Raw genomic sequence first — 25,834 nt, forward strand, 5'->3', positions numbered from 1 at the left:
TCGTGCTCGTCGAGCAGGCCGATATCGCCGATCGCCCGATCCGGTTCGGCCGCAACAGCCTTCAGCAGTCGGTTGAACCGCTGCCCGAACCGCGCCATGGTGTCGGCGTCGAACAGGTCGGTGGCGTAGATCAATTCGGCGGTGATGCCCGAGGGCGCGACCGTGGTCGCACCGGCGCCGTTCGAGGTGCTGATCGGCGTCGCGGTCTGCTCCGAGAGCACCAGCTGCAGATCGAACTTGGCCACATCGATCGGCAGCTCGACGCCGCTGACCGTGAGTCCGGGCAGTTCCAGGCTGTTCTGGCCGGTGTTCTGGAACGACAGCATCACCTGGAACAGGGGATGGCGGGCCTGCGAGCGAGCCGGGTTCAGGATCTCCACCAGGCGCTCGAACGGCAGGTCCGCGTGCCCGAACGCACCGATATCGATGGTGCGCACGCCGCGCAGCAGTTCGGTGAAGGTGGCCTGGCCCTCGATCGGGGTCCGCAGCACCAGGGTGTTGACGAACATGCCGATGAGGTCGTCGAGCGCACGCTCGCCACGTCCGGCGATCGGGGTGCCGATGGCGATATCTTCCTCGCCGGACAGGCGCGACAGCAGCACCGCGAGCGCGGTGTGCGCCACCATGAACAGCGTCGCACCACGGGTGCGCGCGAGTTCGGTGAGCTTGCCGTGGGTTTCGGCGTCGATCTCGAAGACATGGGTGGCACCGCGTCCCGAGGCCACCGCCGGACGCGGCCGGTCGGCGGGCAGATCCAGCTGTTCGGGCAGGCCGCGCAGGGTCTTCGACCAGAATTCGATCTGGGCGCAGATCGCCGATTCCGGATCGGTCTCGTCGCCGAGCACCGCACGCTGCCACAGCGCGAAGTCCGCGTACTGCACCTCGAGCGGCCGCCAAGCGGGCTCGCCGCCGTCGACGCGCGCGGCGTAGGCGGTCATCACGTCCCGGGTGAGCGGGCCCATGGAGAAGCCGTCGGCCGAAATGTGGTGCACCACCAGGGCCAGCACATGTTCGGTCGGGCTGATCTCGAACAGCCTGGCGCGGAACGGCACTTCGACGGTGACGTCGAAGCCGGTGAGAATGACCTCCGCGATGCGTTGCGGCAGTTCGGCCTCGGTGACGTCGATCGGCGAGAGATCCGGGATCACCTTGCCGGTGGAGACGGTCTGCTGGTAGGCGGTGCCGTCGGCCTCCGGGTAGAAGGTGCGCAGCGATTCGTGGCGCGCCAGCACATCGGCGACCGCGATCTGCAGCGCCTGCCGGTCGAGCAGACCGGACAGCCGCACCGCGGCGGGGATATTGTCCACCGCCGATTCCGGATCGAAGCGGTTGAGGAACCACATGCGCTGCTGTGCCAGCGACAGCGGCACCCGCTCGGGACGCTGCTGTGTCACCAGGGCCGCCCGCGCACCCGCACCGGCACGCAATTCGGCACGGGCCGCGAGGGCAGCCACCGAGGAGGCCTCGAAGAGTTCGCGGACACCGAGATCGGTATCCAGCGCGGCCGAGAGCCGGGCGGCGACCTGGGTGGCGCTCAGCGAATTGCCGCCGAGTGCGAAGAAATCGTCATCGAGACCGACCCGCTCGAGGCCGAGTACGTCGGCGTAGGTGGCGGCGATGATCTCCTCGACCGGTGTGGTCGGCGCGCGGAATACCGCGGCCTCGAACACCGGTGCGGGCAGGGCCTTTCGGTCCAGCTTGCCCGAGGCGTTGAGCGGGAACTCGTCGAGCACGATGACGACCGAGGGCACCATATAGGCGGGCAGCTGCCGCGCCAGATCCTCGCGCAGCGTCTCGACATCCAGCCGCAGGTTCGGTGTCGCGATGACATATGCGACGAGCTGGTCGCCGGTGTGCTGATCGCCGCGCACCACCACGACGGTCTGGGCGACCTCGTCGAGTGCGGTGAGCGCCTGTTCGATCTCGCCGAGCTCGATGCGCAGACCGCGCAGCTTCACCTGGAAGTCGGTGCGGCCCAAGTACTCCAGCTCACCGTCGGCCGTCCAGGCCACCAGGTCGCCGGTGCGGTACATGCGCGCACCTGCGGCATCGAACGGGTTCGCGACGAAGCGATCGCTGGTCAGATCCGGGCGTGCGACATAGCCGCGTGCCAGCTGATCACCCGCGAGATACAACTCACCCGCAACACCCACCGGGACCGGACGCAGGCGCGAATCCAGCACGTACACCTGGGTATTGAAGACCGGCGCACCGATCGGAACCGACACCGTATCGGCATCGGTCACCTCATGGAAGGTGACGTCGACCGCGGCCTCGGTCGGACCGTACAGATTGTGCAGCGCCGCACCGGTCAGCTCGCGCAGGCGATGCGCGGGCTTGGGCGGCAGCGCCTCACCGGAGGCGAAGACCAGCCGCAGCGAATCACAGCGTGCCGCCGCGGCATCGGCCACGAACACCGACAGCATGGACGGTACGAAGTGGGTGACGGTGACCCGCTCCGCGGTGATGATCTCGGCCAGGTACGCCGGATCGCGATGCCCGTCGGGCTTCGCGATGACCAGGCGCGCGCCGATCTGCAATGGCCAGAAGAACTCCCACACCGAGACGTCGAAGGTGGCGGGCGTCTTCTGCAGGACGGCGTCGGCGCTGGTCAGCCCGTAGGCCGACTGCATCCACACCAGGCGGTTGACGATCGCGGCATGGCTGACAGCCACACCCTTCGGGCGACCGGTCGAACCGGAGGTGAAGATCACGTACGCGGTATTCGAAGGACGCAGCGGCACCCGCCGTTCCGCCTCGGTCACCGGTTCGTCGGAGAGCCCGAACAGGTCGAGCAGATCGATACGCACCTGGGCGGTATCGATATCCAGATCGTCGCCGGAGGTCAGCACGCAGACCGGATCCGCGGTGGCGAGAATGTATTCCGTGCGCTCGGCCGGATGGTCCGGATCAAGCGGCACGTACGCGCCACCGGCCACGGTCACCGCGTACATGCCGACGACCAGGTCGATGGAGCGCCGCATGCCGAGGGCCACATAGGATTCCGGGCCGACACCGCGTTCGATGAGCCAGCGCGCCAGGCCGTAGACCCGGGCACCGAACTCGGCGTAGGTCAGACTCGTCCCCTCGAAGGTCAGCGCGGTCGCGTCCGGAGTCGCGGCGAGCTGGGCCTCGAACATCGAGAGCAGGGTTGCGGCGTCGTCCACATCGTGCGCGGTGTCGTTCCAGCCCGACACCACCAGCTCGCGTTCGGCGGTGTCGAGCAGCTCGATATCGCCAGCGGCCGCAGCGGGTTCGGTGGTGATCGCGGTGAGCACCCGGACCAGTCGATCGGCGATGCGGCGCACGGTCTGCTCGTCGAACAGGTCGCGCAGGTAGCCCGCGCGGATCCGCAGCTGAGAGTCCAACTGCGCGATCAGGGTCAATGGATAGTGGGTCGCGTCGGCGGCTGCCATATCGACGACCGCCATACCGTCGATATCGGCGGCCTGCGCCCGCAGGCCATCGGCATCGACCGGGTAGGACTCGAACACCACGAGGGTGTCGAACAGCCCGCCGATGCCGGCCGCGGCCTGGATATCGGCCAGGCCGACGTAGTGGTGATCGAGCAGATCCGCCTGCTCGCCCTGGGTCCGGGTCAGCAACTGCTCGACCGATTCCGACGGATCGAAGCGCACCCGCACCGGGACGGTGTTGATGAACAGGCCGACCATCGACTCGACACCGGACAGCTGCGCCGGACGTCCGGAGACCGTGGTGCCGAACAGCACATCGTCGCGGCTGGTCATCCGGCCGATCAGGATGCCCCAGGCGACCTGCAGCACGGTATTCGGCGTGACGCCGAGCGAGGCGGCCAGGGCGGTGAGTCGCGCGGTCGCCGACGCGTCCAGCTCGAAGAAGTATTCGCCGGACAGCGAGGTGATTTCGCGGCTCGCGTCCGGGCGCGACAGCAGTGTCGGTTCGCTGACGCCGCGCAGCGCGTCGGTCCACACGGCCACCGAGGCCGAATGATCCTGCTGCCGGGTCCATTCCAGGAAGTGCCGGTAGGAGCGCGCGGCGGGCAGCACATTGGCATCCGCGTGGGCCGCGTAGAGCACCAGCAGATCCCGCATGAGCAGCGGCATGGACCAGCCGTCGAGCAGGATGTGGTGGTTGGCGACCACGAACTGCCAACGATCCGGCGCCACTTGGATCAGCGTGAAGCGGATCAGCGGCGGCGCGGTCAAATCGAAGCGCTGCGTGCGGTCCGCGGCGATGAGGTCGGAACCGTCGCCCGACTCGATCCGGTCGTGCTCGGTCCAGGCGACACGGACACTGTCGAGGACCACCTGCACCGGGTTGCCGTCGTTATCGGTAACGAAGGCGGTGCGCAGATTCTCGTAGCGATCCACCAGAGCCTGTGCGGCCGAACGCAGTCGGGTCGCGTCCACCCGGCCGGTCAGCGTCAGCACGGCCTGCGCGGTGTAGACGTCCACCGAGGTGGCGGCCAGCCGGGCATGGAACAGCAGACCCGCCTGCAGCGCGGACAGCGGCCAGACATCGGCCAGCGCCGGGAAACGTCGCTCCCAGTTGTCGATATCGCGCTGGGTGGACCGCACCAGGGTGAAGTCCGATGGGGTGTGCCCGCCCGCGCCGGTGGAGTTGGCATGGCGTGCGACCGCTTCCAGCGCGGTGGTCCACAGCTCGCCGAATTCGCGGACCTGCGCGGCGTCGAGCAGTGTGCTCGGGTAGCCGATATTCGCGGTCAGCTTGTCGCCGACCACGATGGCGTTGATATCCAGCGGCGCCATCGCGGGCGTATCCGCGTCGTAGGCACCGCCGAGCGCGCCGAGTTCGGCGGCCGGGATCCAGCCGAAGCCGCGCAGCGCCTCGGGCACATCGCCCTCGGAGACGCGGCCCAGGTAGTTGAAGCTCACCTGGCCGGGCAATTCGGCGGGCAATTCGGCGGCGGTCGCGGCGTTCAGGTAGCGCAGCAGGCCGTAGCCGATGCCCTTGTCCGGTACCGCGAGCAGCTGCTCCTTGATCGCCTTGACAGCCTTGCCGAGTGCGGGGCCGCCGGTCAGCGCGGCATCGATATCGATACCGGACAGATCGAACCGGACCGGGAAGATCGCGGTGAACCAGCCGACCGTGCGCGACAGATCCGCGCCGGGGACGATGTCCTCTTCGCGGCCGTGGCCCTCCAGCCGGATCAGCAGCTCATCGTCGGGGCGGCCGGTGGTGCGGCGCGCGCGCCACTTCGCGGTCGCCAGCGCGAGCGCGGTGAGCAGACCGTCGTTGACGCCACCGCGGAACAGTGCGGGCACCGTGGTCAACAGGGCCTTGGTGACCTCGGCGGACACCTCCACCTTCAGCTTCTCGATGGTTCCCGCGGTATCCACCGCGGGATCCATCGGCCGCTCGGTCAGCAGCGGATCCGCGCCGCTAGCGACTGCTTGCAGGTCGCTCGAAACAACACCGCCGACCGTTGAGCGCCAGTAGTCGAGTTCGGCCACCCGCTCGGCGCTTTCGGCCTCGCGCCGCAGGCCGTGCGCCCAGGCGCGCATCGAGGTGGCGGGTGCGACGAGTTCGGGTTCCTGGCCCGCGGTCAGCTGACCCCAGGCGGTGACGAAGTCGGGCACCAGGATGCGCCACGAAACACCGTCCACCACAAGGTGATGCGCGGCCACGATGAGTCGGCCGCCGCGGCTGCCGTTCGAGGGCTCCAGCCAGACGAACCGAATCACTACGCCCGTGGCCGGATCCAGCAGATCCAGCGAGGCATCCAATGCGGCCGAGGCGATCTCGACCAGTCCGGCCTCGTCCACACTCGCGTCGAATTCGGTCCGGTCGATCAGCGCGTCCACATCGACGGTGCCCGGCGCGGCGGTCTCCACGATCCAGTCGTCGTCGGTGCGATACAGCCGGGCCCGCAGCATGTCGTGCCGGTCGATCACCGCGCCAACGGTTTTCGCGATGCCTGCGCGGTCGATGCCGACCGGCAGCTCCAGCGCCATGGTCTGGTTGAACCGGCCGAACGAACCGTGCCGCTGCGCCATGAACCGGACCACCGGGGTCAGCGGCATCGTGCCGATACCGCCACCGGGCAGCTCGGCCAGCACTTCGATGCTGGATTCGGCGGTCTCGGCGGTCTCGGCGACCGCGGCGAGTCCGGCGACGGTGCGCTGTTCGAAGACGTGGCGCGGGGTGAAGACCACGCCGCGCGCCTTGGCCCGCGAGACCAGCTGAATGGAGACGATGCTGTCGCCGCCGAGCGCGAAGAACGAATCGTCGACGCCGACCCGGTCGACGCCGAGCACCTCGGCGAAGACCTCGGCGATGGTGTGCTCGATCGGTGTGCGCGGCGCACGGAACACCACCTCGGTCGCGAAGACCGGCTCCGGCAGGGCCTTGCGGTCCAGCTTGCCGACCGGGGTCAGCGGAATCCGGTCGATCACCATCACCGACGCGGGCACCATGTACGCGGGCAGCCGCTCCTCGACATGCGCGGTCAGCGCCGCGACATCGATCGAATGGCCCGGCGTGGCAACCACATACGAGACCAGCGAGGTTGTGCCCGCAGTGCCCTTGTGGCCGACGGTGACCGCGAAGTCGACGGTCTCGTGTGCGGCCAGCACCGCGTCGATCTCACCGAGTTCGATGCGGAAACCGCGCACCTTGACCTGGAAGTCGGAGCGGCCAACATATTCGACCGCACCGGCGTGCGGCCCACCCGTCGCCGGGCCACCACCCCGCATCGAATCGCTTCGCGACGCAGGCACCCATCTGACCACGTCACCGGTGCGGTACATCCGGGCGCCCGCGACATACGGGTTGGCCACGAAACGTTCGGCGCTGAGCCCGGCTCGCGCATGGTAGCCGCGCGCCAGCTGAATACCCGACAGGTACAGCTCACCCGCGACACCCACCGGCACCGGCCGGAGCTGGGCGTCCAGGATCAGCGACTGCATACCGCGGATCGGCGCGCCGATCACCACCGTATCGCCGGCCACCAGCGGATCGCTGATATTGGTCATGATGGTGGTCTCGGTCGGGCCGTACCCGTTGTGGAAGTCGCGGACCGAGCCGTTCGCCAGCGGCACCGCCCATTTCGCGACCAGATCCGCCGGGACGGCCTCGCCACCGGCGACCAGCACCCGCAGCGAATCCAGTCCGGTCGGGTCGAAGGTGGCCAGCGCCGCGGGCGTGATGAACGCGTGTGTGACCCGCTCGGTGCGGATCAGCTCGGACAGTTCCTCACCGCCGAACACACCGGGCGGCGTCACCACCAGCGCGCCGCCCGCACCAACCGCGAGCAGCAGCTCGAGGATCGACGCATCGAAGCTCGGTGAAGCGAAATGCAGTGCGCGCGAACCGGAATCGAGGTCGTAGCGCACGATCTGCTCGACGCTGAAATTCGCCAGACCCGCATGGGTGACCACCACGCCCTTGGGCACACCGGTCGAGCCCGAGGTGTAGATGACGTAGGCCGGATGCGCCGGACGCAGCGGGCGGACCCGGTCGGCGTCGGTGATCGGACCGCCGTCGAAGGCGTCCAGGTCGAGGTCTTCGAGCACCAGCCAGCGTGCCGATTCCGGCAGACCGTCGCGCACCGCCGCGACCGTAAGACCAATGGGCGAACCGGAATCGGTGACCATATGCGCGATGCGCTCGGCCGGGTAGTTCGGGTCGACCGGCACGAACGCCGCACCGGTCTTCGATACCGCCCACGCGGCGAAGACCGAATCCGCCGACCGCGGCACGCCGACCGCGACCAGATCCTCGGTGCCGATGCCCTCGGCAATGAGCAAGCGGGCCAAACGGTTCGAGCGCTCGTCGAGCTCGCCATAGGACACACGTGTCCCCTGGAACACCACGGCGGTCGCCTTGGGATCCATCGCGGCGCCCTCGGCCAGCAGCTCGGGCAGGGTGCGCGGGGGCACGGCCGTGGGGCCGGTGCGGGCGATGAGATCGGCCCGCTCCTCGGCATCGAGCACGTCGATGGCGCCCACCGTGACCGTCGGGTCGGCGGCGATGGCCTCGAGCACGCGCCGCCACCGCTGGGTGATCAGCGCGGCGCTGGACTCGTCGAACAGCTCGGTGGCGTAGGTGAGCGCCAGCGTCATTCCGGTGGAACCGGTTTCCGACAGCGTGAACTGCAGGTCGAAACGGGCTACGTTCTCTTCCAGGTCCAGCGCCGACACCGACAGACCCGGCAGTTCCAGCGCGGTGCGGTCCAGGTTCTGGAACGCGAGCATCACCTGGAACAGCGGATTGCGCGCCTGCGAGCGTTCCGGCGCGAGCAGTTCCACGAGGCGTTCGAACGGCACGTCCGCATTGCCGAAGGCATCCAGATCGCTCGACCGCACCCGATCCAGCAGTTCGCTGAACGATTCGGACTGGTCGACGCCGGTGCGCAGCACGAGCGTATTGACGAACATGCCGACGAGGTCGTCCAGCGCCTGCTCGCCGCGTCCGGCGATCGGCGAGCCGACGGCGATATCGTCGGTGCCCGAGAGCCGGGCCAGCAGCACGGTCAGTGCGCTGTGCATCACCATGAACAGCGACGCACCGCGTTGGCGCGCGATACCGTCCAGCGCCGCGATCAGCTCACCGGGCAGCTCGGTCTGCAGTGTCGCACCGCGATGCGAGGCGATCGCGGGCCGCGGCCGGTCGGTGGGCAGCGGCAGTTCGTCCGGCACACCGTCCAGTGCGCGCTGCCAATGCGCGACCTGACGCGCCATCAGCGAATCCGGATCGTCCTCGGCGCCGAGGACTTCGCGCTGCCAGATCGCGAAGTCCGCGTACTGCACCGTGAGCGGCGCCCAGCCGGGCGCGGCGTCCTGGGTGCGCGCGGTGTAGGCGATCATGACGTCGCGGGTCAGCGGGCCCATCGAGAAGCCGTCGGCCGCGATGTGGTGCACCACGACCACGAGCACATGCTCGTCCGCACCCGCGCGGTAGAGCCGGGTCCGCAACGGCACCTGTTCGGCGACATCGAAACCGGCAGTGGCGAATTCGGTCACCACGGTGGTCAGCTCGGCCGGATCGACCGACACCGGCTGCAGGTCCAGCGCGATCGCGTCGGCGGGCACGATCACCTGTACCGGGGTGCCGCCGTGCTCCGGGTATCGGGTGCGCAGCGATTCGTGCCTGCGCACCACATCGGCCACGGCCAGGCGCAGCGCCTCGACATCGAGCGCACCGGTCAATCGGATGGCGATCGGCAGGTTGTAGGCGGCCGAGGTGGTGTCGTACTTGTTCAGGAACCACATGCGCTGCTGCGCATACGACAGCGGCACCAGTTCGTCGGCCTTGTGCGGCCGCGCGACCAGCCGGGCCCGCGCCGCACCGTCGGCATGCGACTCCACCCGGGCCGCGAGCCCTTCCACGGTGGAGGCCTCGAACAACGCGCGCACCGGGACGGTGGTGCCCAGGGCCGCACCGATCCGGGACACCACGCGGGTCGCGATCAGCGAGTTGCCGCCCAGGTCGAAGAAGTCGTCGTCGACGCCGACCCTCGGCAGGTCGAGCACATCGGCGAAGACCGCGGCCACGGTCTCCTGCACCGGGGTGACCGGGGCGCGGAAGGCCCTGGCCTGCACCGCCGGCGCGGGCAGCGCGCGGCGATCCAGCTTGCCGTTGACGGTAAGCGGAATCCACTCGAGTCGCACCAGCGCGGCGGGCACCATGTATGACGGAAGTCGTTGCGCCGCACCGCTGCGCACCACATCGAGATCGGGAGTCACCTCGGGCTCGGCAACTACATACGCCACGATCCGCTGATCGCCCGGCTGGTCCTCGCGCACGATGACCGACACTTGCCCAATGCCGGGCTGAGCCAGTATCGCGGATTCGATCTCGCCGAGTTCGATGCGGAAGCCGCGCACCTTCACCTGATCGTCGGCGCGACCGAGGTATTCGAGTTCGCCGAAGCGGTTCCAGCGCGCGAGGTCACCGGAGCGGTACAGACGGGTGCCCACCGCTTCGGCGTCCGCGAGCGGGTTCGCGACGAAACGGGTGGCGCTCAGATCCGGGCGGCCGAGGTAGCCGCGGGCCAATTGCGGTCCCGCGACATACATTTCGCCCGCGACACCGACCGGCACCGGCCGCAACCGGTTGTCGAGCACGTACACCCGCAGACCCGTGATGGCGCGGCCGACGACGCTGCCCGCGGCGGCGGCGATGGTGGCGGCGTCCAGTGCGCGGTAGGAGACGTGCACCGTGGTCTCGGTGATGCCGTACATGTTGACCAGCAGTGGGCTCGCCACCGTGGAGCTCGCGGAGCGGTCCTTCGGTCCGGCGCCGTGGCGGGCCACCCAATCCGAGAGTCGACGCAGTTCGAGGGCTTCACCGCCGAACACCACATAGCGCAGGGACAGCGGGTCGGCGTCCGGCGTGGCATTGCGATCGGCCTCGGCCAGTTGGTAGAACGCGGACGGCGTCTGGTTGAGCACCGTGACCTGTTCCACCCGCAGCAGTTCCAGGAACTGCTCGGGTGAGCGCGAGGTGTAGTAGTCGACGACCACCAGGGTGCCGCCGAACAGCAGCGGACCCCACAGCTCCCACACCGAGAAGTCGAAGGCGTAGGAGTGGAACAGCGTCCACACATCGGCCGGGCCGAAGCCGAAGTCGCGATCGGTATTGGCGAACAGCCGCACCACATTTCGGTGGGCGACCGCCACACCCTTCGGGCGTCCGGTCGAGCCGGAGGTGTAGATCACGTACGCCACATTGTCCGGCGTGAGTGCCGCGAGCCGGTCGGCGTCGGTGATCGGCGCGTCGTCGGCGTCCTCGACATTGCCGGTCTCCACCGCAAAGCCGTCGAGCACCACGGTCGGCAGCTCATCGGGCACGGTGACCTGGACCGTGGAATCGAGGATCACGCTGGTCGGGCGCGAATCCGAGAGCACGTAGGCGATGCGCTCGGCCGGGTAGGTCGGATCGACGGGCACATAGCCCGCACCGGTCTTCACCACCGCGAGCAGCGCGACCACCAGATCCAGCGAGCGCGGCAGGATCACCGCGACCAGCGCCTCGGGTCCGGCGCCATCGGCGATCAGCCTGCGCGCCAGCACATTCGCGCGCCGGTCCAGTTCGGCGTAGGTCAGTGATTCGATGCCGAACTTGGCCGCGGTGTTATCCGGATGCGCGGCCAGCGCCTGTTCGAACAGATCGACCAGCGTGACTCCGGCCGCGAAACGCTGGGCGCCGCTGTCGAAACCGGAGGACACCCACCGCTGCGACACATTGAGGCGCTCGGCCTCCCCCAGCAGATCGATATCGCCGATGACGATCTCGGGATCCTCGACGACGCTCTGCAGGATTCGGACCAGACGGTCGGCGAAAGAAGCCACCGTTTCTGGATCAAAGAGCTCGGTGGCGTAGTTCCAGGACATGCCGAGCACACCGTCGGCGGCCCCGCCGACGGTCAGCTGCACGTCGAATTTCGCTGTGCCCGGATCGAATTCGACCACCGACAGATCCACACCCGGCAGATGCACGGTGCCCATATCGGCGGCCGAGGCAGCTTCGAAGGTCAGCGCGACCTGGAACAGCGGGTGGTGTGCCTGCGAGCGGGCCGGGCTGTGTTTACCCACCCCGGCGGCTCCGCCGCCTTGCCGCCCCCAGAGGACATCCACCAGCCGCTCGAACGGCACATCGGCATTGGCGAAGGCCGCGAGATCGGTGCGGCGCACCTGCGCGAGCAGATCGCTGAACTTCGCGCTCGGATCGACCTCGTTGCGCAGCACCAGCGTATTGACGAACATGCCGACCACATCGTCGAGCGCGCGTTCACCGCGCCCGGCGATCGGGGTGCCGATGGCGATATCGGTGCTGTTGGACAGCCGGGCCGCCCAGGCCGCCAGCGCGGCGTGCACGACCATGAACAGCGTGACCCCGCGGGCGCGGGCGAGTTCGGCCAGCGCGGCATGCAATTCGGCGTCGACCGAGAAGCCGTGGACGCCACCGGCGTTGGAAGCGACCTCGGGCCGCGAGCGGTCGGCGGGCAGCTCGATCTGATCGGGCAGATCGGCCAGCTGCTGGGTCCAGTACGCGAGCTGCTGGGCCGCGACGGATTCCGGATCGTCCTCGCTGCCGAGCACGGTGCGCTGCCACAGCGCGTAGTCGGCGTACTGGACCTCGAGCGGTGTCCACGCGGGCACCTCACCGCGGCAGCGCTCGGTGTAGGCCAGCACCACGTCGCGCAGCAGCGGGCGCAGCGAGAAGCCGTCACCGCTGATGTGGTGCATGACCAGCACCGCGACGTGATTGTCCGGATCGATGCTGAGCAGGTTCGCCCGGAAGGGCACCTCGCTGGTGACATCGAAGTGCACACTCGCCAACTCGACGATGCGTGCGGGCACCGCACCCGCGCCGATCAGCTCGACCGCCAGCTCGAAACCCACCTCGTCGGTGTGCAGGATGTGCTGGTAGCCGGTGCCTTCCAGCTCCGGGTAGATGGTGCGCAGCGCCTCGTGGCGGGCCAGCACATCGCCGATGGCGGCGTTCAGCGCGCCCACATCGACGGCGCCGGTGAGCCGGATAGCGACCGGGATGTTGTTGACCGCAGTGCGGTTGTCGAAGCGGTTGAGGAACCACATCCGCTGCTGGGCCAGCGACAGCGGAACCAGGTCCGGACGCGGCTGCGCGGTCAGCGGGGCCCGACCGCCTTCGCCCGCGGCCGATTCCACCAGCGCGGCCAGTGCGGCGACATTGGAGGCCTCGAACAGCGCGCGGACCGGGATCTGGGTGTCCAGCGCCGCGCCGAGCCGCGCCGCCACCTGGGTGGCGATCAGCGAGTTGCCGCCGAGGGCGAAGAAGTCGTCGTCCAGACCGACGCCGTGGCCGACGCCCTGCAGGCCGAGCACCTCGGCGAAGGTGCCCGCGACGATCTCCTCCACCGGGGTGGTCGGTGCGCGGAATACCTTGGCCGCGAACGTCGGTGCGGGCAGCGCCTTGCGATCCAGCTTGCCCGAGGCGTTCAGCGGGAACGCGTCGAGCACCAGGTAGGACGCGGGCACCATGTAGACCGGCAGTTGCGCGCCGAGGGTGTTCTTGACCGTGTCGATATCGATGGCCCGGTCCGGGTTGCCGACCAGATAGGCCACCAACTGATCGCCGGTGCGCTCATCGGAGTGCACCAGCACGACCGCCTGCGCCACCGCGTCCTGTGCGGTGAGCGCGGCCTCGATCTCGCCGAGTTCGATGCGCAGACCACGCAGCTTCACCTGGAAGTCGGTGCGGCCCAAGTACTCCAGCTCGCCGCGCGGCGTCCACATGACGAGGTCGCCGGTGCGGTACATGCGCTCGGCGGTGCCGAACGGGTTCGCGATGAACCGATCGGTGGTCAGATCGGGGCGGCCGACGTAGCCGTGCGCCAGTTGCGCGCCCGCCAGATACAGCTCACCCGGAACACCGGCAGGCACCGGGCGCAACCGCGAATCCAGCACGTACACCTGGGTGTTGAACACCGGGGCGCCGATCGGCACCGAACTCACGTCGGCATCGGTCACCTCGTGGAAGGTGACGTCGACCGCGGCCTCGGTCGGACCGTACAGATTGTGCAGCCGGGCTCCGGTCAGCTGGCGCAGACGCTGCGCCGCCACCGCGGGCAGCGCTTCACCGGAGGCGAAGACATTGCGCAGACTGGTGCATTCGGCCGCGCGATCCTCGGCGACGAACACCGCGAGCATCGACGGCACGAAGTGCACCGTGGTGACCTGCTCCTCGGTGATCAAGCGCGCCAGATATGCCGGATCGCGGTGACCGTCGGGTTTGGCGACGACCAGTCGGGCACCGACCTGCAAGGGCCAGAAGAACTCCCACACCGAGACGTCGAAGGTCGCCGGAGTCTTCTGCAGCACCACGTCATCGGCCGCGAGACCGTATTCGGCGTGCATCCACACGAGGCGATTCACGATCGCGGCATGCGAGACCGCCACACCCTTCGGCCGACCGGTCGAACCCGAGGTGAAGATCACGTAGGCGGTATTGCCCGGCCGCAGCGGCCGATGCCGGTCCGCGTCGGTCAGCGGCGCGTCCGAGAACTCCGCGAGATCGAGTTCATCGATGCGCACCTGGCGCGACACCGTGGTCTCGAGGTCGGTGCCTGCGGTCAGCACACAGACCGGTCGCGCGGTCTCGAGGATGTAGTCGATGCGCTCGGCCGGATGATCCGGATCCAGCGGCACGTACGCGCCACCGGCGGCATTGACCGCGTACATGCCGACGACCAGCTCGATCGAGCGTCGCATGCCGAGGGCGACATAGGATTCCGGGCCGACGCCATTCTGCTTGAGCCAGCGTGCCAACCGGTGCACCCGGGCGGCGAACTCGGCATAGGACAGACTTGTCCCGTCGTAGGTGACCGCGTACGCGTCCGGGGTCCGCACCAGCTGCGCCTCGAACAGCGAAACCAACGTCGCCGCCGCATCGCCGACCGGCGAGGTCAGCGCCGCGTCCACCGGGAATACGGTGTCGTTCCACCGGTCGAGTACCAGCGCGCGCTCGGTGTCGTCGAGCAGGTCGATATCGCCCACCGCGATCGCCGGTGCGGCGGTGATCCCGCGCAGCACCCGGACGAAGCGCTCGGCGAAGGCGTCGGCGAACCGATCGTCGAAAAGGTCGGTGGCGTAGAGGAGTTCGGCATCCATCTCGGATTCCGCGCCCTCGCTCAATGTCAGCTGCAGGTCGACCTTGGCCGTCGGCTGGTCGATGCCGAGTTCCGCGACCGCGAGCCCGGGCAGCTCCAGTGAGGTGCGCCCGAGATTCTGGAACGACAGCATCACCTGGAACAGCGGATGCCTGGCCTGCGAGCGGGCCGGGTTCAGCACCTCGACCAGCCGCTCGAACGGCACGTCGGCGTGGGCGAAGGCCTGCAGATCGCGTTCGCGCACCTGTCCGAGCAGGTCGGTGAACGCTTCGGTCGGGTCGACCTGGGTGCGCAGCACCAGGGTGTTGACGAACATGCCGACCAGGTCGTCGAGGACCTGCTCGCCACGACCGGCCACCGGGATGCCGATGGCGATGTCATCGGAACCGCTCAACCGCGCCAGCAGCGTCGCGAAGGCGCTGTGCACCACCATGAACAGCGTGGTGCTGTGCTCGTGCGCGACGCGGTTCAGCGCGTCGACGAGTTCACCGGGCAGCCGGAATCGGTGCGTCTGAGCCCGATAGGACGCGACGACCGGTCGCGGCTTGGGCGAGAGGCGCAGTTCCTCGGGCAGTCCGGCCAGCGTCTCGCGCCAGTAGCCGAGCTGTTCGGAGATCAGCGAGGTCGGATCGTCCTCGGAGCCGAGCGTTTCACGCTGCCACAGTGCGTAATCCACGTATTGCACCGCGAGCGGCGGCCAGACCGGCGCGGATTCCGAACTGCGCGCGATATAGGCCGACATCAGGTCGCGCACCAGCGGACGCATCGAGAAGCCGTCCGCCGCAATGTGATGCACCACCACGGCCAGCACGTGGTCCTGGGTGTTGTCGCGCCACTTCTTGCTGCTCAGCGGTGCGCGCTCGACCTGGTAGAGCCGGATCCGCACCGCGGACTCGGTGGTGACGTCGAAGCCGCGACCGATGAATTCGTAGAGGGCGTTACCCATTTCGCGCTCGGCGACCGCGAGGATCTCGAGCTCCGGAATCGCGCGCGCGGCCGGCAGCACCTGCTGGTAGGCCACACCGTCCTGGGACGGGTAGATGGTGCGCAGCGATTCGTGCCGGGTGATCACATCGGCGATGGCGCCGCGCAGCGCGGGCAGATCCAGATGCCCGTGCAGCCGCACCGCCACCGGAATGTTGTCGGCGGCCGAATCGGCGTCGAAGCGGTTGAGGAACCACATCCGCTGCTGCGCGAGCGAGAGCGGCGGGAACTCCGGACGCGGGCGCGCGGTCAGCGCCTGGCGGCCACCGGCCCCGGCATTGGCCTCGATGCGCGCGGCGAGCGCGGCGACGGTCGGCGCCTCGAACAGCAGCCGCACCGGCACCTGGGTATCCAATGCGGCGCCGAGGCGGGCCACCACCTGGGTGGCGACCAGCGAGTTGCCACCCAGATCGAAGAAGTTGTCGTCGATGCCGATCCGGTCGTGGCTGAGCACATCGGCGAAGATGCCGACCACGATCTCCTCGATCGGCGTCGACGGCGCGCGGAATTCCTTGACCTCGAAAACGGGTTCGGGCAGGGCACGACGGTCCAGCTTGCCGTTCGGGCTCAACGGCATGGCGTCCAGCACCACGATCGCGGCGGGAACCATGTACGAGGGCAGCTGCTCGGACAGGTGCGCGCGCAGCGCGTCGAGATCGACCGCCTCGCCGTTGGCGGGCACCACATAGGCGACCAGCTGATCACCGGTCCGCGCATCCGAACGCACCAGCGCGACGGCCTGCGCCACCGAGTCATGTGCGGTGAGGGCGGTTTCGATCTCACCGAGTTCGATGCGCAGACCACGCAGCTTCACCTGGAAGTCGGTACGGCCCAGGTACACGATCGCGCCGTCGGCATTGCGCGTGACCAGGTCACCGGTGCGATACATCCGAGAACCCGACGCGCCGAACGGGTTGGCCACGAAACGGTCCGCGGTCAGATCGGTGCGACCGAAGTAACCGCGCGCCAACTGCGCACCCGCGAGATAGAGCTCACCCGCGACACCCGGTGCGACCGGGTGCAGCCGGGCATCGAGTACGTAGGCCTGGGCATTCCACACCGGCAGACCGATCGGCACCGCGCCGATGAGGCCCTGCGCCACCGGGCCGTGGGTCGCGTGCACCGCGAATTCGGTGGGGCCGTAGAGGTTGTAGAGCTCGGCGGAGCTGACTCGACGGATGGCGGCGACCGTATCGCCGGTGAAGGCCTCACCGGCGACCAGCAAGGCGCGCAACGACTCCAGCGCCGCACCACCGGACGCATCCACACTGCCCGCGAATACGGTCAGCATCGACGGCACGAACGAGGTCATGGTGACCCGTTCGGCCGCGATGACTTCGGCCAGATACTGCGGATCACGGTGGCCGTCGGGGCTCGCCACCACAATCCGGCCGCCGGTGCTCAACGGGCCGAACAATTCCCACACCGACACATCGAAGGTGGCGGGCGTCTTGAACAACACGACGTCATCGGCACCGATGCCGTACTCACCAGTGATCCAACGGATCTGGTTCACCACGGCGGCGTGCGGCACCGCCACACCCTTCGGGCGCCCCGTCGAACCCGACGTGAAGATCACGTACGCGGCGTTTTCCGGCCGCAGCGGTGCGATCCGCTCGGCGTCGGTGACAGGCTCGTCCGAGTAGCCGGACAACTCCAGCTCATCGATGGAAAGCGTGGGCAGGCCACCGCTTTCGAAGTTGTCGCGCGAGGTCGTCAGCACACAGACCGGTGCCGCCGACTCGAGCACATAGCTGACCCGCTCGGTCGGCTGATCCAGATCCAGCGGGACGTATCCGCCGCCCGCCTCCTGCACCGCGTACGCCGCGACCACGAGGTCGACCGAACGCCGCAGACCAAGGGCGACAAGCTTTTCCGGACCGACACCGGCCTCGATCAACCGCCGCGCCAACCGATGCACACGGGCACCGAACTCGGCGTAAGTCAGCGTCGCGGAGCGACTCGATGAGGGGTGGTGGTCGGGTGACGGGTGGGCCAGAGAACTTCCGGTCGCTGGATCCACGATCGCGACCGCATCCGGTGTCACGGCGGCCTGCGCGGCGAACTCGCCCACCAAGGTGAGCGCAACCGCGGCACCCTTGCGAACGCCGGAACGGCGAGGGGTGCGGCCGGGCTGGCGACGCGGAAGCAACGCACGCTTGGTGTCGTTCCACCCGAGGACCGCGAGCGCGGTCTCCTGGTCGTCGAGCAATTGGATATCGCCGACCGGCACCGTCGGATCGGCGATGATGGCCGCCAGGATCCGATCCAGGCGGCGCGCGAAGGCCGCGACCGTGTCCTCGTCGAAAAGATCGAGGGCATAGGAGAATTCGGCCGCCATACCGGCCGCCTCGCCCTGCTCCTGGGTCTCCTGCAGGGTCAACTGGAGGTCGAATTTGGCCAGTCTGGCGTCGTAGTCGATGCCGTTGACCGAGAGTCCGGGCAGTTCGAGGTTGGCCTGCCTGGTGTTCTGGAAGGCCAGCAGCACCTGGAACAGCGGATGGCGCGCCTGCGAGCGGGCCGGGTTCAGGATCTCGACCAGGCGCTCGAACGGCAGGTCCGCGTGCGCGAACGCGTGCAGGTCGGTTTCCCTGGCCTGCGCGAGCAGATCCGCGAAACTGGCCGAGCCCTCGACATTCGTGCGCAACACCAGGGTGTTGACGAACATGCCGATCAGATCGTCCAGCGCGGCCTCACCGCGACCGGCGGCGGGGGTACCGACCGTGATGTCGCCGGTGCCGCTGGCCCGCGCCAGCAGCACGGCCAGCGCGCTGTGCATGACCATGAACAGCGACGAATTGTGCTTGCGCCCCAACTCGATCAGCGCGCGCTGGGTCTCGGCGGAGATCACGAACGCGTAGGTGCCGCCCCGGTAGGAGGCGACGGCCGGACGCGGCCGATCCGATGGCAGCACCAATTCGTCGGGCAGATCGGCGAGTTCGGTGGTCCAGTAGCCGATCTGGCCGGAGATCAACGAGCTCGGATCGTCCTCGGAGCCGAGCACCTCGCGCTGCCACAGCGCGTAATCGGCGTACTGCACCGGCAGCGCGGACCATGCGGGCGATTCCCACGAGGTGCGGGCCGCATAGGCCACCATCACGTCGCGGGCCAGCGGGCCCATGGACCAGCCGTCGGCCGAAATATGGTGCACCACCATGCCGAGCACATATTCGGATTCACTGATCTCGAACAGACGCGCGTGCAGCGGCACCTCATCGGTGACGTCGAATGCCATCGACGCCAGGTCGACCAGATGCTCGACCAGCGTCTCCTCGGTGACCCGGTACGGCGTCAGGTCCGGAACGATCTGTGCCGCATCGAGAATGCGCTGCACCGGACCGGTCTTGGTCTCCGGGAATACGGTGCGCAGCGATTCGTGCCGGTCGATCACATCGATGACCGCGACCTGCAGCGCGGCGACATCGAGATCGCCGGTCAGGCGGATCGCGACCGGAATGTTGTAGGCCGCGCTGGTCGTATCGAAGCGGTTGAGGAACCAGATGCGCTGCTGCGCAAGCGACAAGGGGACCCGCTCGGGCCGCTCCCTGGCCACCAGTGCCTTGCGCGCACCGTCACCGGCATGCGATTCCACGCGAGTCGCGAGCGCCGCCACCGTCGACGCCTCGAACAGCATGCGCACCGGGACCCGAGTGTCCAAGGCGATGCCGAGGCGGGCGGCGACCTGGGTCGCGATCAGTGAGTTGCCGCCGAGGTCGAAGAAGTCGTCGTCGACGCCGACCCGGGGGACGCCGAGCACGTCACTGAAGATCTGCGCGACGATTTCCTCGATCGGCGTGGTGGGAGCACGGAATTCGCGCACCTCGAACACCGGGGCGGGCAGTGCCCTGCGGTCCAGCTTGCCGGAGGGGTTGAGCGGGAACGCTTCCAGATCGACGATCGCCGAGGGCACCATGTACGCGGGCAGGGTGCGGTTGAGCGAGGTCTTGATCTCGTCGATATCGGGTGCGCCCGCCGGGGTCACCACGTAGGCGACGAGCTGGTCGCCCGCCACCGTATCCATGACGAGTACGACGGCCTGGGTGATCGCGGGGTGGTCCAGCAGCGCGGCCTCGATCTCGCCGAGCTCGATGCGCTGGCCGCGGAACTTCACCTGGAAGTCGGTGCGACCGATGTATTCCAGCACGCCGGCGCAGTCCTGCGGCTCGGTCCAGCGCACCAGGTCACCGGTGCGGTACAGGCGGCTGCCCGGCGCACCGAACGGATCGGCGACGAACCGCTCCGCGGTCAGATCCGCGCGGCCATGGTAAGCGCGAGCGATCTGGGTACCACCCAGGTACAACTCACCCGCCACACCCGTGGGAACCGGTCGCAGCGCCTCATCGAGCACATAGGCCCTGGCGTTCCACACCGGACGTCCGATCGGCGTCGAACTCGCCGCCACCTCGGTGACCGGCCAGGCGGTCGCATTGACGGTGAATTCGGTTGGGCCGTAAAGGTTGTACACCTCGGCCGAGCTGAACCGACGCCATGCGGCGACGGTCGCGGGCGCCAGCGCCTCACCACCGACGTAGACCGCGCGTATCGAAGCGGATTCGGCGGCCGGGGCGGTGGTGGCGAATACCGTGAGCAGCGAGGGCACGAACGAGGTCATGGTGACCTGATGCCGCCAGATGACCTCGGACTGATACAGCGGATCGCGATGACCGTCCGGTACGGCGATGATCACCTTCGCGCCGACGATCAGGGTGGCGAACAGCTCCCACAGCGACGCGTCGAAGGTGAACGGCGTCTTGTGCAGAACCACATCGGCGTCGGAGATCCGGCTCTCGGCGATCTTCCACGCCATCTGGTTCACCAGCGCGGCGTGGCTGACCGCGACACCCTTGGGACGGCCGGTGGAGCCGGAGGTGTACAGCACGTACGCGACGTTCTCCGGACGCAGCGTCCCGAGCCGCTCGGCGGGGTCGATCGGCGTGGCTTCGATCCCGCTCAGCTCGACCGTATCGACGTGGATGACCGGGCATTCGCCCGCTGTGACGTCATCACCGGAGGTGGTGAGCAACACGATCGGACGCGAATTGGCCAGCACGTACTCGGTGCGCTCGGCCGGGTGGTCGGGATCGATCGGCACATATCCGCCACCGGCGGCCAGCGTCGCGTAGATCGCGACGAACATATCCAGCGAACGGCGGATACCGACCGCGACCAGGTCATCGGGGCCGACACCCACCTCGATCAGCTTGCGCGCCAAGCGGTTCACACGCGCGGCGAACTCCGCATAGGTGAGCTCACCGGCCGGGCCGAATTCGCCCGCGGAGCGCTCACCGGGATCGAAGGACAGCGCGACGGCATCCGGGCGCACCAGCGCGCGCTCGGCGAACAGGTCGAGCACCGTGGTGACGGCGGGCAGTTCGTGCGCCGTATCGTTCCACTCGACCAGTACCTTCGACCGCTCGGCCGCATCGAGGATCTCGATTTCACGCACCGCGGTATCCGACGCGGCCGCTACGGTCGCCAACACCCGCAGGTAGCGGCGGTTGAACTCAGCGACGGTTTCGGCATCGAACAGATCGGTGGCATAGGACACCACGGCCGAGATACCGCCCGGCTCGCCCTGGCTGCCGCGCTGCTCGGTCAGTGTCCAGAGCAGGTCGAATTTGGCGATATCGACCTCGAGCTCGTCGGCGGTCACCGACAGGTCGGCCAATTCCATTGCGCCGTGCGACATTTCCTGGAACGACAGCATCACCTGGAACAGTGGATGCCGCGCCTGCGAGCGAGTCGGGTTGAGCACCTCGACCAGCCGCTCGAACGGCACATCGGCATTCGCGAACGCCGCGAGATCGCCCTCGCGGGTACGCGCAAGGAAATCGGTGAAGCGCTCGCTGCCGTCGACCTCCGAACGCAGCACCAAGGTGTTGACGAACATGCCGATCAGATCGTCGAGCGCCTGCTCGCCGCGGCCGGCCACCGGGGTACCGATGGCGATGTCACCGGTACCGGACAAGCGGGACAGCAGGACTGCGAGCGAGGCGTGCAGCACCATGAATACGCTGACGCCCTGGGTGCGCGCGAGCGCGACCAGCCGCAGGTGCAGATCGGCATCGATATCGAAGCCGACGCGGCCACCCTGGAAGCTCTGCACCGGCGGGCGCTGGCGATCCGCGGGCAGGTCGAGCTGGTCGGGTAGTCCGGCCAGAGCGCGCCGCCAGTAGGCGATTTCACGGGCGGCCATCGAACCCGGATCGGATTCGGCGCCGAGCAGTTCGCGCTGCCACAGCGTGTAGTCGCGGTACTGCACCGGCAGCGGCGTCCAGCCGGGCGCCTCGCCTGCGACCCTGGCCAGGTACGCGGTGGCGACGTCGCGGGCCAGCGGACCGAAGGAGAAGCCGTCCGCCGCGATGTGATGTACGACGAACGCGGCGGCATAGTCGGGCGTTCCGTTGCCCGTACCACCGGTGACCCGGTAGACGCGAGCCCGGATCGGCAGCTCGGTCGAGACGTCGAAGCCGGTGGAAGCGAATTCGACCAGCACACCGTACAATTCGGCGGCATCGATCGACTGCACCTCGATACCGAGATCGACCTCGTCCATCGGCAGCACCTGCTGGTAGCCACCGTCGCCGGACTCCGGGAAGATGGTGCGCAGCGACTCCTGGCGCGCCATCACATCGGTCAGCGCGGCCTGCAGCGCCTCGACCTCGACCCGGCCGCGCATCCGCACCACGAACGGCAGGTTGTAGGCGGGCACCGTCGAGTCGAACTGGTTGATGAACCACATCCGCTGCTGCGACAGCGACAGCGGCACCCGATCGGGCAGCTGCTGTGCGACCAGCGGCGGCCGCGCCGCCACCGTGGGACTCGCGGTTTCGGCGCCGGCGGCGATACCGGCCACGGTCGGCGTCTCGAACAGCGCGCGCACCCCGATCTGGGTACCGAACGCCGCGCCGATCCGCGCGACCACCTGGGTCGCGACCAGCGAGTTGCCGCCCAGATCGAAGAAGTTGTCATCGATGCCGATGCGTTCCTGGCTCAGCACATCGGCGAAGATGGCCGCCACGATCTGCTCGGCTTGGGTACGCGGTGCCCGGAATCCGGCCGCGTCCGCGCTGAAGACCGGCTCCGGCAAGGCCTTTCGGTCCAGCTTGCCGCTGGTGTTGAGCGGGAACGCGGCCAGCACCATGATCGCCGCGGGCACCATGTAGCTTGGCAGCTTCTCGGCGACAAAACGGGTGAGTTCGGCCGATTCGACCGACTGTCCCGGCGCCGGAACCACATACGCGACCAACTGCTGGCCGGTGGCGGTGTCGACCACCAACACCGCGGCCTGGCTCACCGCCGGATGGGCCAGCAGATCCGTTTCGATCTCACCGAGTTCGATGCGCTGACCGCGGAACTTCACCTGGAAATCGGTGCGGCCGATGTATTCCAGGATGCCCTGGGCATTCCAGCGCACCAGGTCACCGGTGCGGTACATGCGCTCACCAGGGGTGCCCAACGGGTTGGCGACGAACCGATCCGAGGTCAGATCGGGACGGCCGCGGTAACCGCGCGCCAGCTGCCGCCCACCCAGATACAGCTCACCCGGTGCGCCGATGGCCGCCGGGCGCAACCGCGAATCCAGCACGTAGGCCTGGACATTCCACTCCGGGATACCGATCGGCACCGTCACGGTGTCGGCGGCGGTGGCCTCCCAGTAGGTCACCGAGACCGCGGCCTCGGTGGGGCCGTACAGATTGTGCAGACCGGCGCTCGTTATCGCGCGGAAGCCCGCGGCGGTCTCCGGCGGCAGCGCCTCACCGATCACGAAAACCGCACGCAGCGTGGCGCATTGGGTCGCGGTGGCATGGGTGGCGAAGACCGTCAGCATCGAGGGCACGAAGTCGGTGACCGTGACCCGGTGCCGCTCGATCATATCCGCGACGTACAGCGGATCGCGATGCCCGTCCGGGGACGCGATAACCAGCTTCGCGCCGACCATCAGCGGCAGGAAGTAACCCCACAGCGACACGTCGAAGGTGGTCGCGGTCTTCTGCAGGTACACATCCTCGGCGGTGAGGCGGTACTCGTCGAGCATCCACAGCTGCTGGTTGACGATCGCACTATGGGTGACCGCAACGCCTTTGGGACGACCGGTCGAACCCGAGGTGTAGATGACGTAGGCGGTGTTGTCCGGACGCAGCGCCGCGAGCCGATCCGCATCGGTGACCGGCGCATCGTCATAGGCGGACACATCGAGGGTGTCGATCTCGACGCGGCGCACCGACTCCGGCAGCTCGAGCTCGTCATCGGAGACGGTGAGCACACAGACCGGTGCCGCGCTGTCGAGGATGTAGGCGGTGCGGTCGGCCGGATGATCCGGATCGATCGGCACATACGCGCCACCGGCCTTCAGCACCGCGTGCATGCCGATGACCAGCTCCAGCGAACGCCGCATCCCCAGTGCGACAAGCGATTCCGGGCCGACACCGTCGGCGATCAGGAACCGGGCCAGACGATTGACGCGGGCACCGAACGCCGCGTAGGTCAGCCGAGCGTCGTCGAAATCCAGCGCGACATTGTCCGGGGTCAGCTGAATCTGCGCGTCCAGCAACGCCGACAGCGTGGTATCCGGGACGTCCTGCTCGGAGTCGTTCCACTCCAACAGGGTCAGTTCACGCTCGTCCTCGGTGGTGACCTCGAGATCCCACACCGTCGCGTCGGCGTCCGCGGCCAGGAACCGGCCGAAGAATTCCAGGAACCGCGAATGATGCTGCGTGGCTTCGGCTTCGGTGTAGAGATTCGGGTTGGTCTCGAAGTCGATATGCGAGCGGGTGCCGCCGACCGACTGATAAAAATTGACACCCAGGTCTTCGATGCTGCCGGTGGACAGCACATTGAAGCTGCCGACCATGTCACCGAGCACGATTTCGTTGTGGAACAACATGATGTTGATCCACGGGCCGAAGAACTGTGCGCCGACGCCGCTGTCGATCGTCGATCTGCTCGCGCTGTCGCGGCGGATGTCCTCGTGCCGGTAGCGCTGATGGCGCAACGCGCCCGAGACCTCGACCGTCACCGAGCGCAGCAGGTCCGCGACGGTGGTGTCATAGCCGACGCGCAACCGCAGCGGCACGATATTCGACGTCACGCCACCGGAGCGGCGCATCGCGGCGGTGGTGCGCGCGGTCACCGGCAGGCTCAGGATCACTTCTTCGGCACCGGTCCACTGCGCCAGATAGGCGGCGAAGCCGGCGATCAACAGACCCGCGGGCGAGTTGTCATGGCGCGCGATGGCCTCGGTGAGCAGTGCCTCCTGATCCGAGGACAATGCCGCACTGGACACGCCATTGATCGCTACCGGTGGCGCGGATCGGCCAGCCAGGCTGGTCCCGTCCTCCAGCCCGGCGACCCGCTGGGCCCAGTGCTCCTTGTCGGCCTGGAATCGCGTGCTGTCGCGGTAGGCGATTTCCTGGTCGTAGAGAGTGCGCAGATCGCTGACCTTGGACGGCGAGGGTTCGACGCCGTTCTTCGCCGCGGAATACAACTCGGCGGTGCGCTGCATATAGGTCATCGCGCCGAAACCGTCGAGCACGATGTGGTGCACCCGGGCGTACCAGAACCAGCGGTGGTCGGCCAGCTGCAGCGTCGCGAGCCGGATCAGCCGATCCGTCACCATATTCAACGGACGGCTGTATTCCGCGCGCATCCAGGCCATCGCGGCCGCCTCGGGATCATCGGCGTCGCGCAAGTCGACGTAGACGATCTCGTCGCGGTCGGGAATCGTGGGATCGATGTACTGCTGCGGCTCACCGCCGCGTTCGACGATGCACAGGAAGCCCGAGCCGAACTCGTTCGAGGCATCGATACTCGCCTGCCGCAGCACCGCGCGATCCAGATCGCCGTGCAGGTCGACGTACTGGGCGATGTTTACCGGAACCTGCGGGTCCACGTGCTGCGCGTACCAGATGCCCAGCTGTGCGGGCGACAACGGGAAGTACTGCGCAGCATCCTGCGTAGCGCCCACCCCTGTGTCACCAGTTTCGCCGTTTCCGCCGAAATCCAGCCGGTCCAACCCGTAACCTCGCTTCCGGAACACCACGCAAGCGCTCCCCGACGAACACCGGGAGAGGACGCGCACCTGATCAAAGCGTGGCGTCTACGTTCCCAGGTTCAGTTCTCATCAATCAGGCAAAAATGTTCATTGGCACTATCTGCCCGCCAGGCCGACCTCGTTACATGGGCGCGACCGTGCCCGCTACCCACCGACCGGTTCCACCGGGACGTTCTCTGCTGATCACCGAAACAATCTAC

At 68.1% G+C, this 25,834-nt stretch carries 1 protein-coding gene (only partly in view); it reads right to left on the reverse strand.

The window, feature by feature from the left end; translation table 11 throughout:
* Window positions 1–25,595: the 5' portion of a non-ribosomal peptide synthase/polyketide synthase gene (locus OG874_RS30200; RefSeq protein WP_442943440.1), read on the reverse strand. Its footprint begins 18,352 nt before the window's first position; the window shows 25,595 of its 43,947 coding nt (coding positions 1–25,595); its start codon is at window positions 25,593–25,595; its stop codon lies beyond the left edge, outside the window.
* Between the last annotated feature and the right edge of the window lie 239 nt (window positions 25,596–25,834).

Origin of the sequence: Nocardia sp. NBC_00565 (assembly GCF_036345915.1) — a bacterium.
Classification (GTDB): Bacteria; Actinomycetota; Actinomycetes; order Mycobacteriales; family Mycobacteriaceae; genus Nocardia.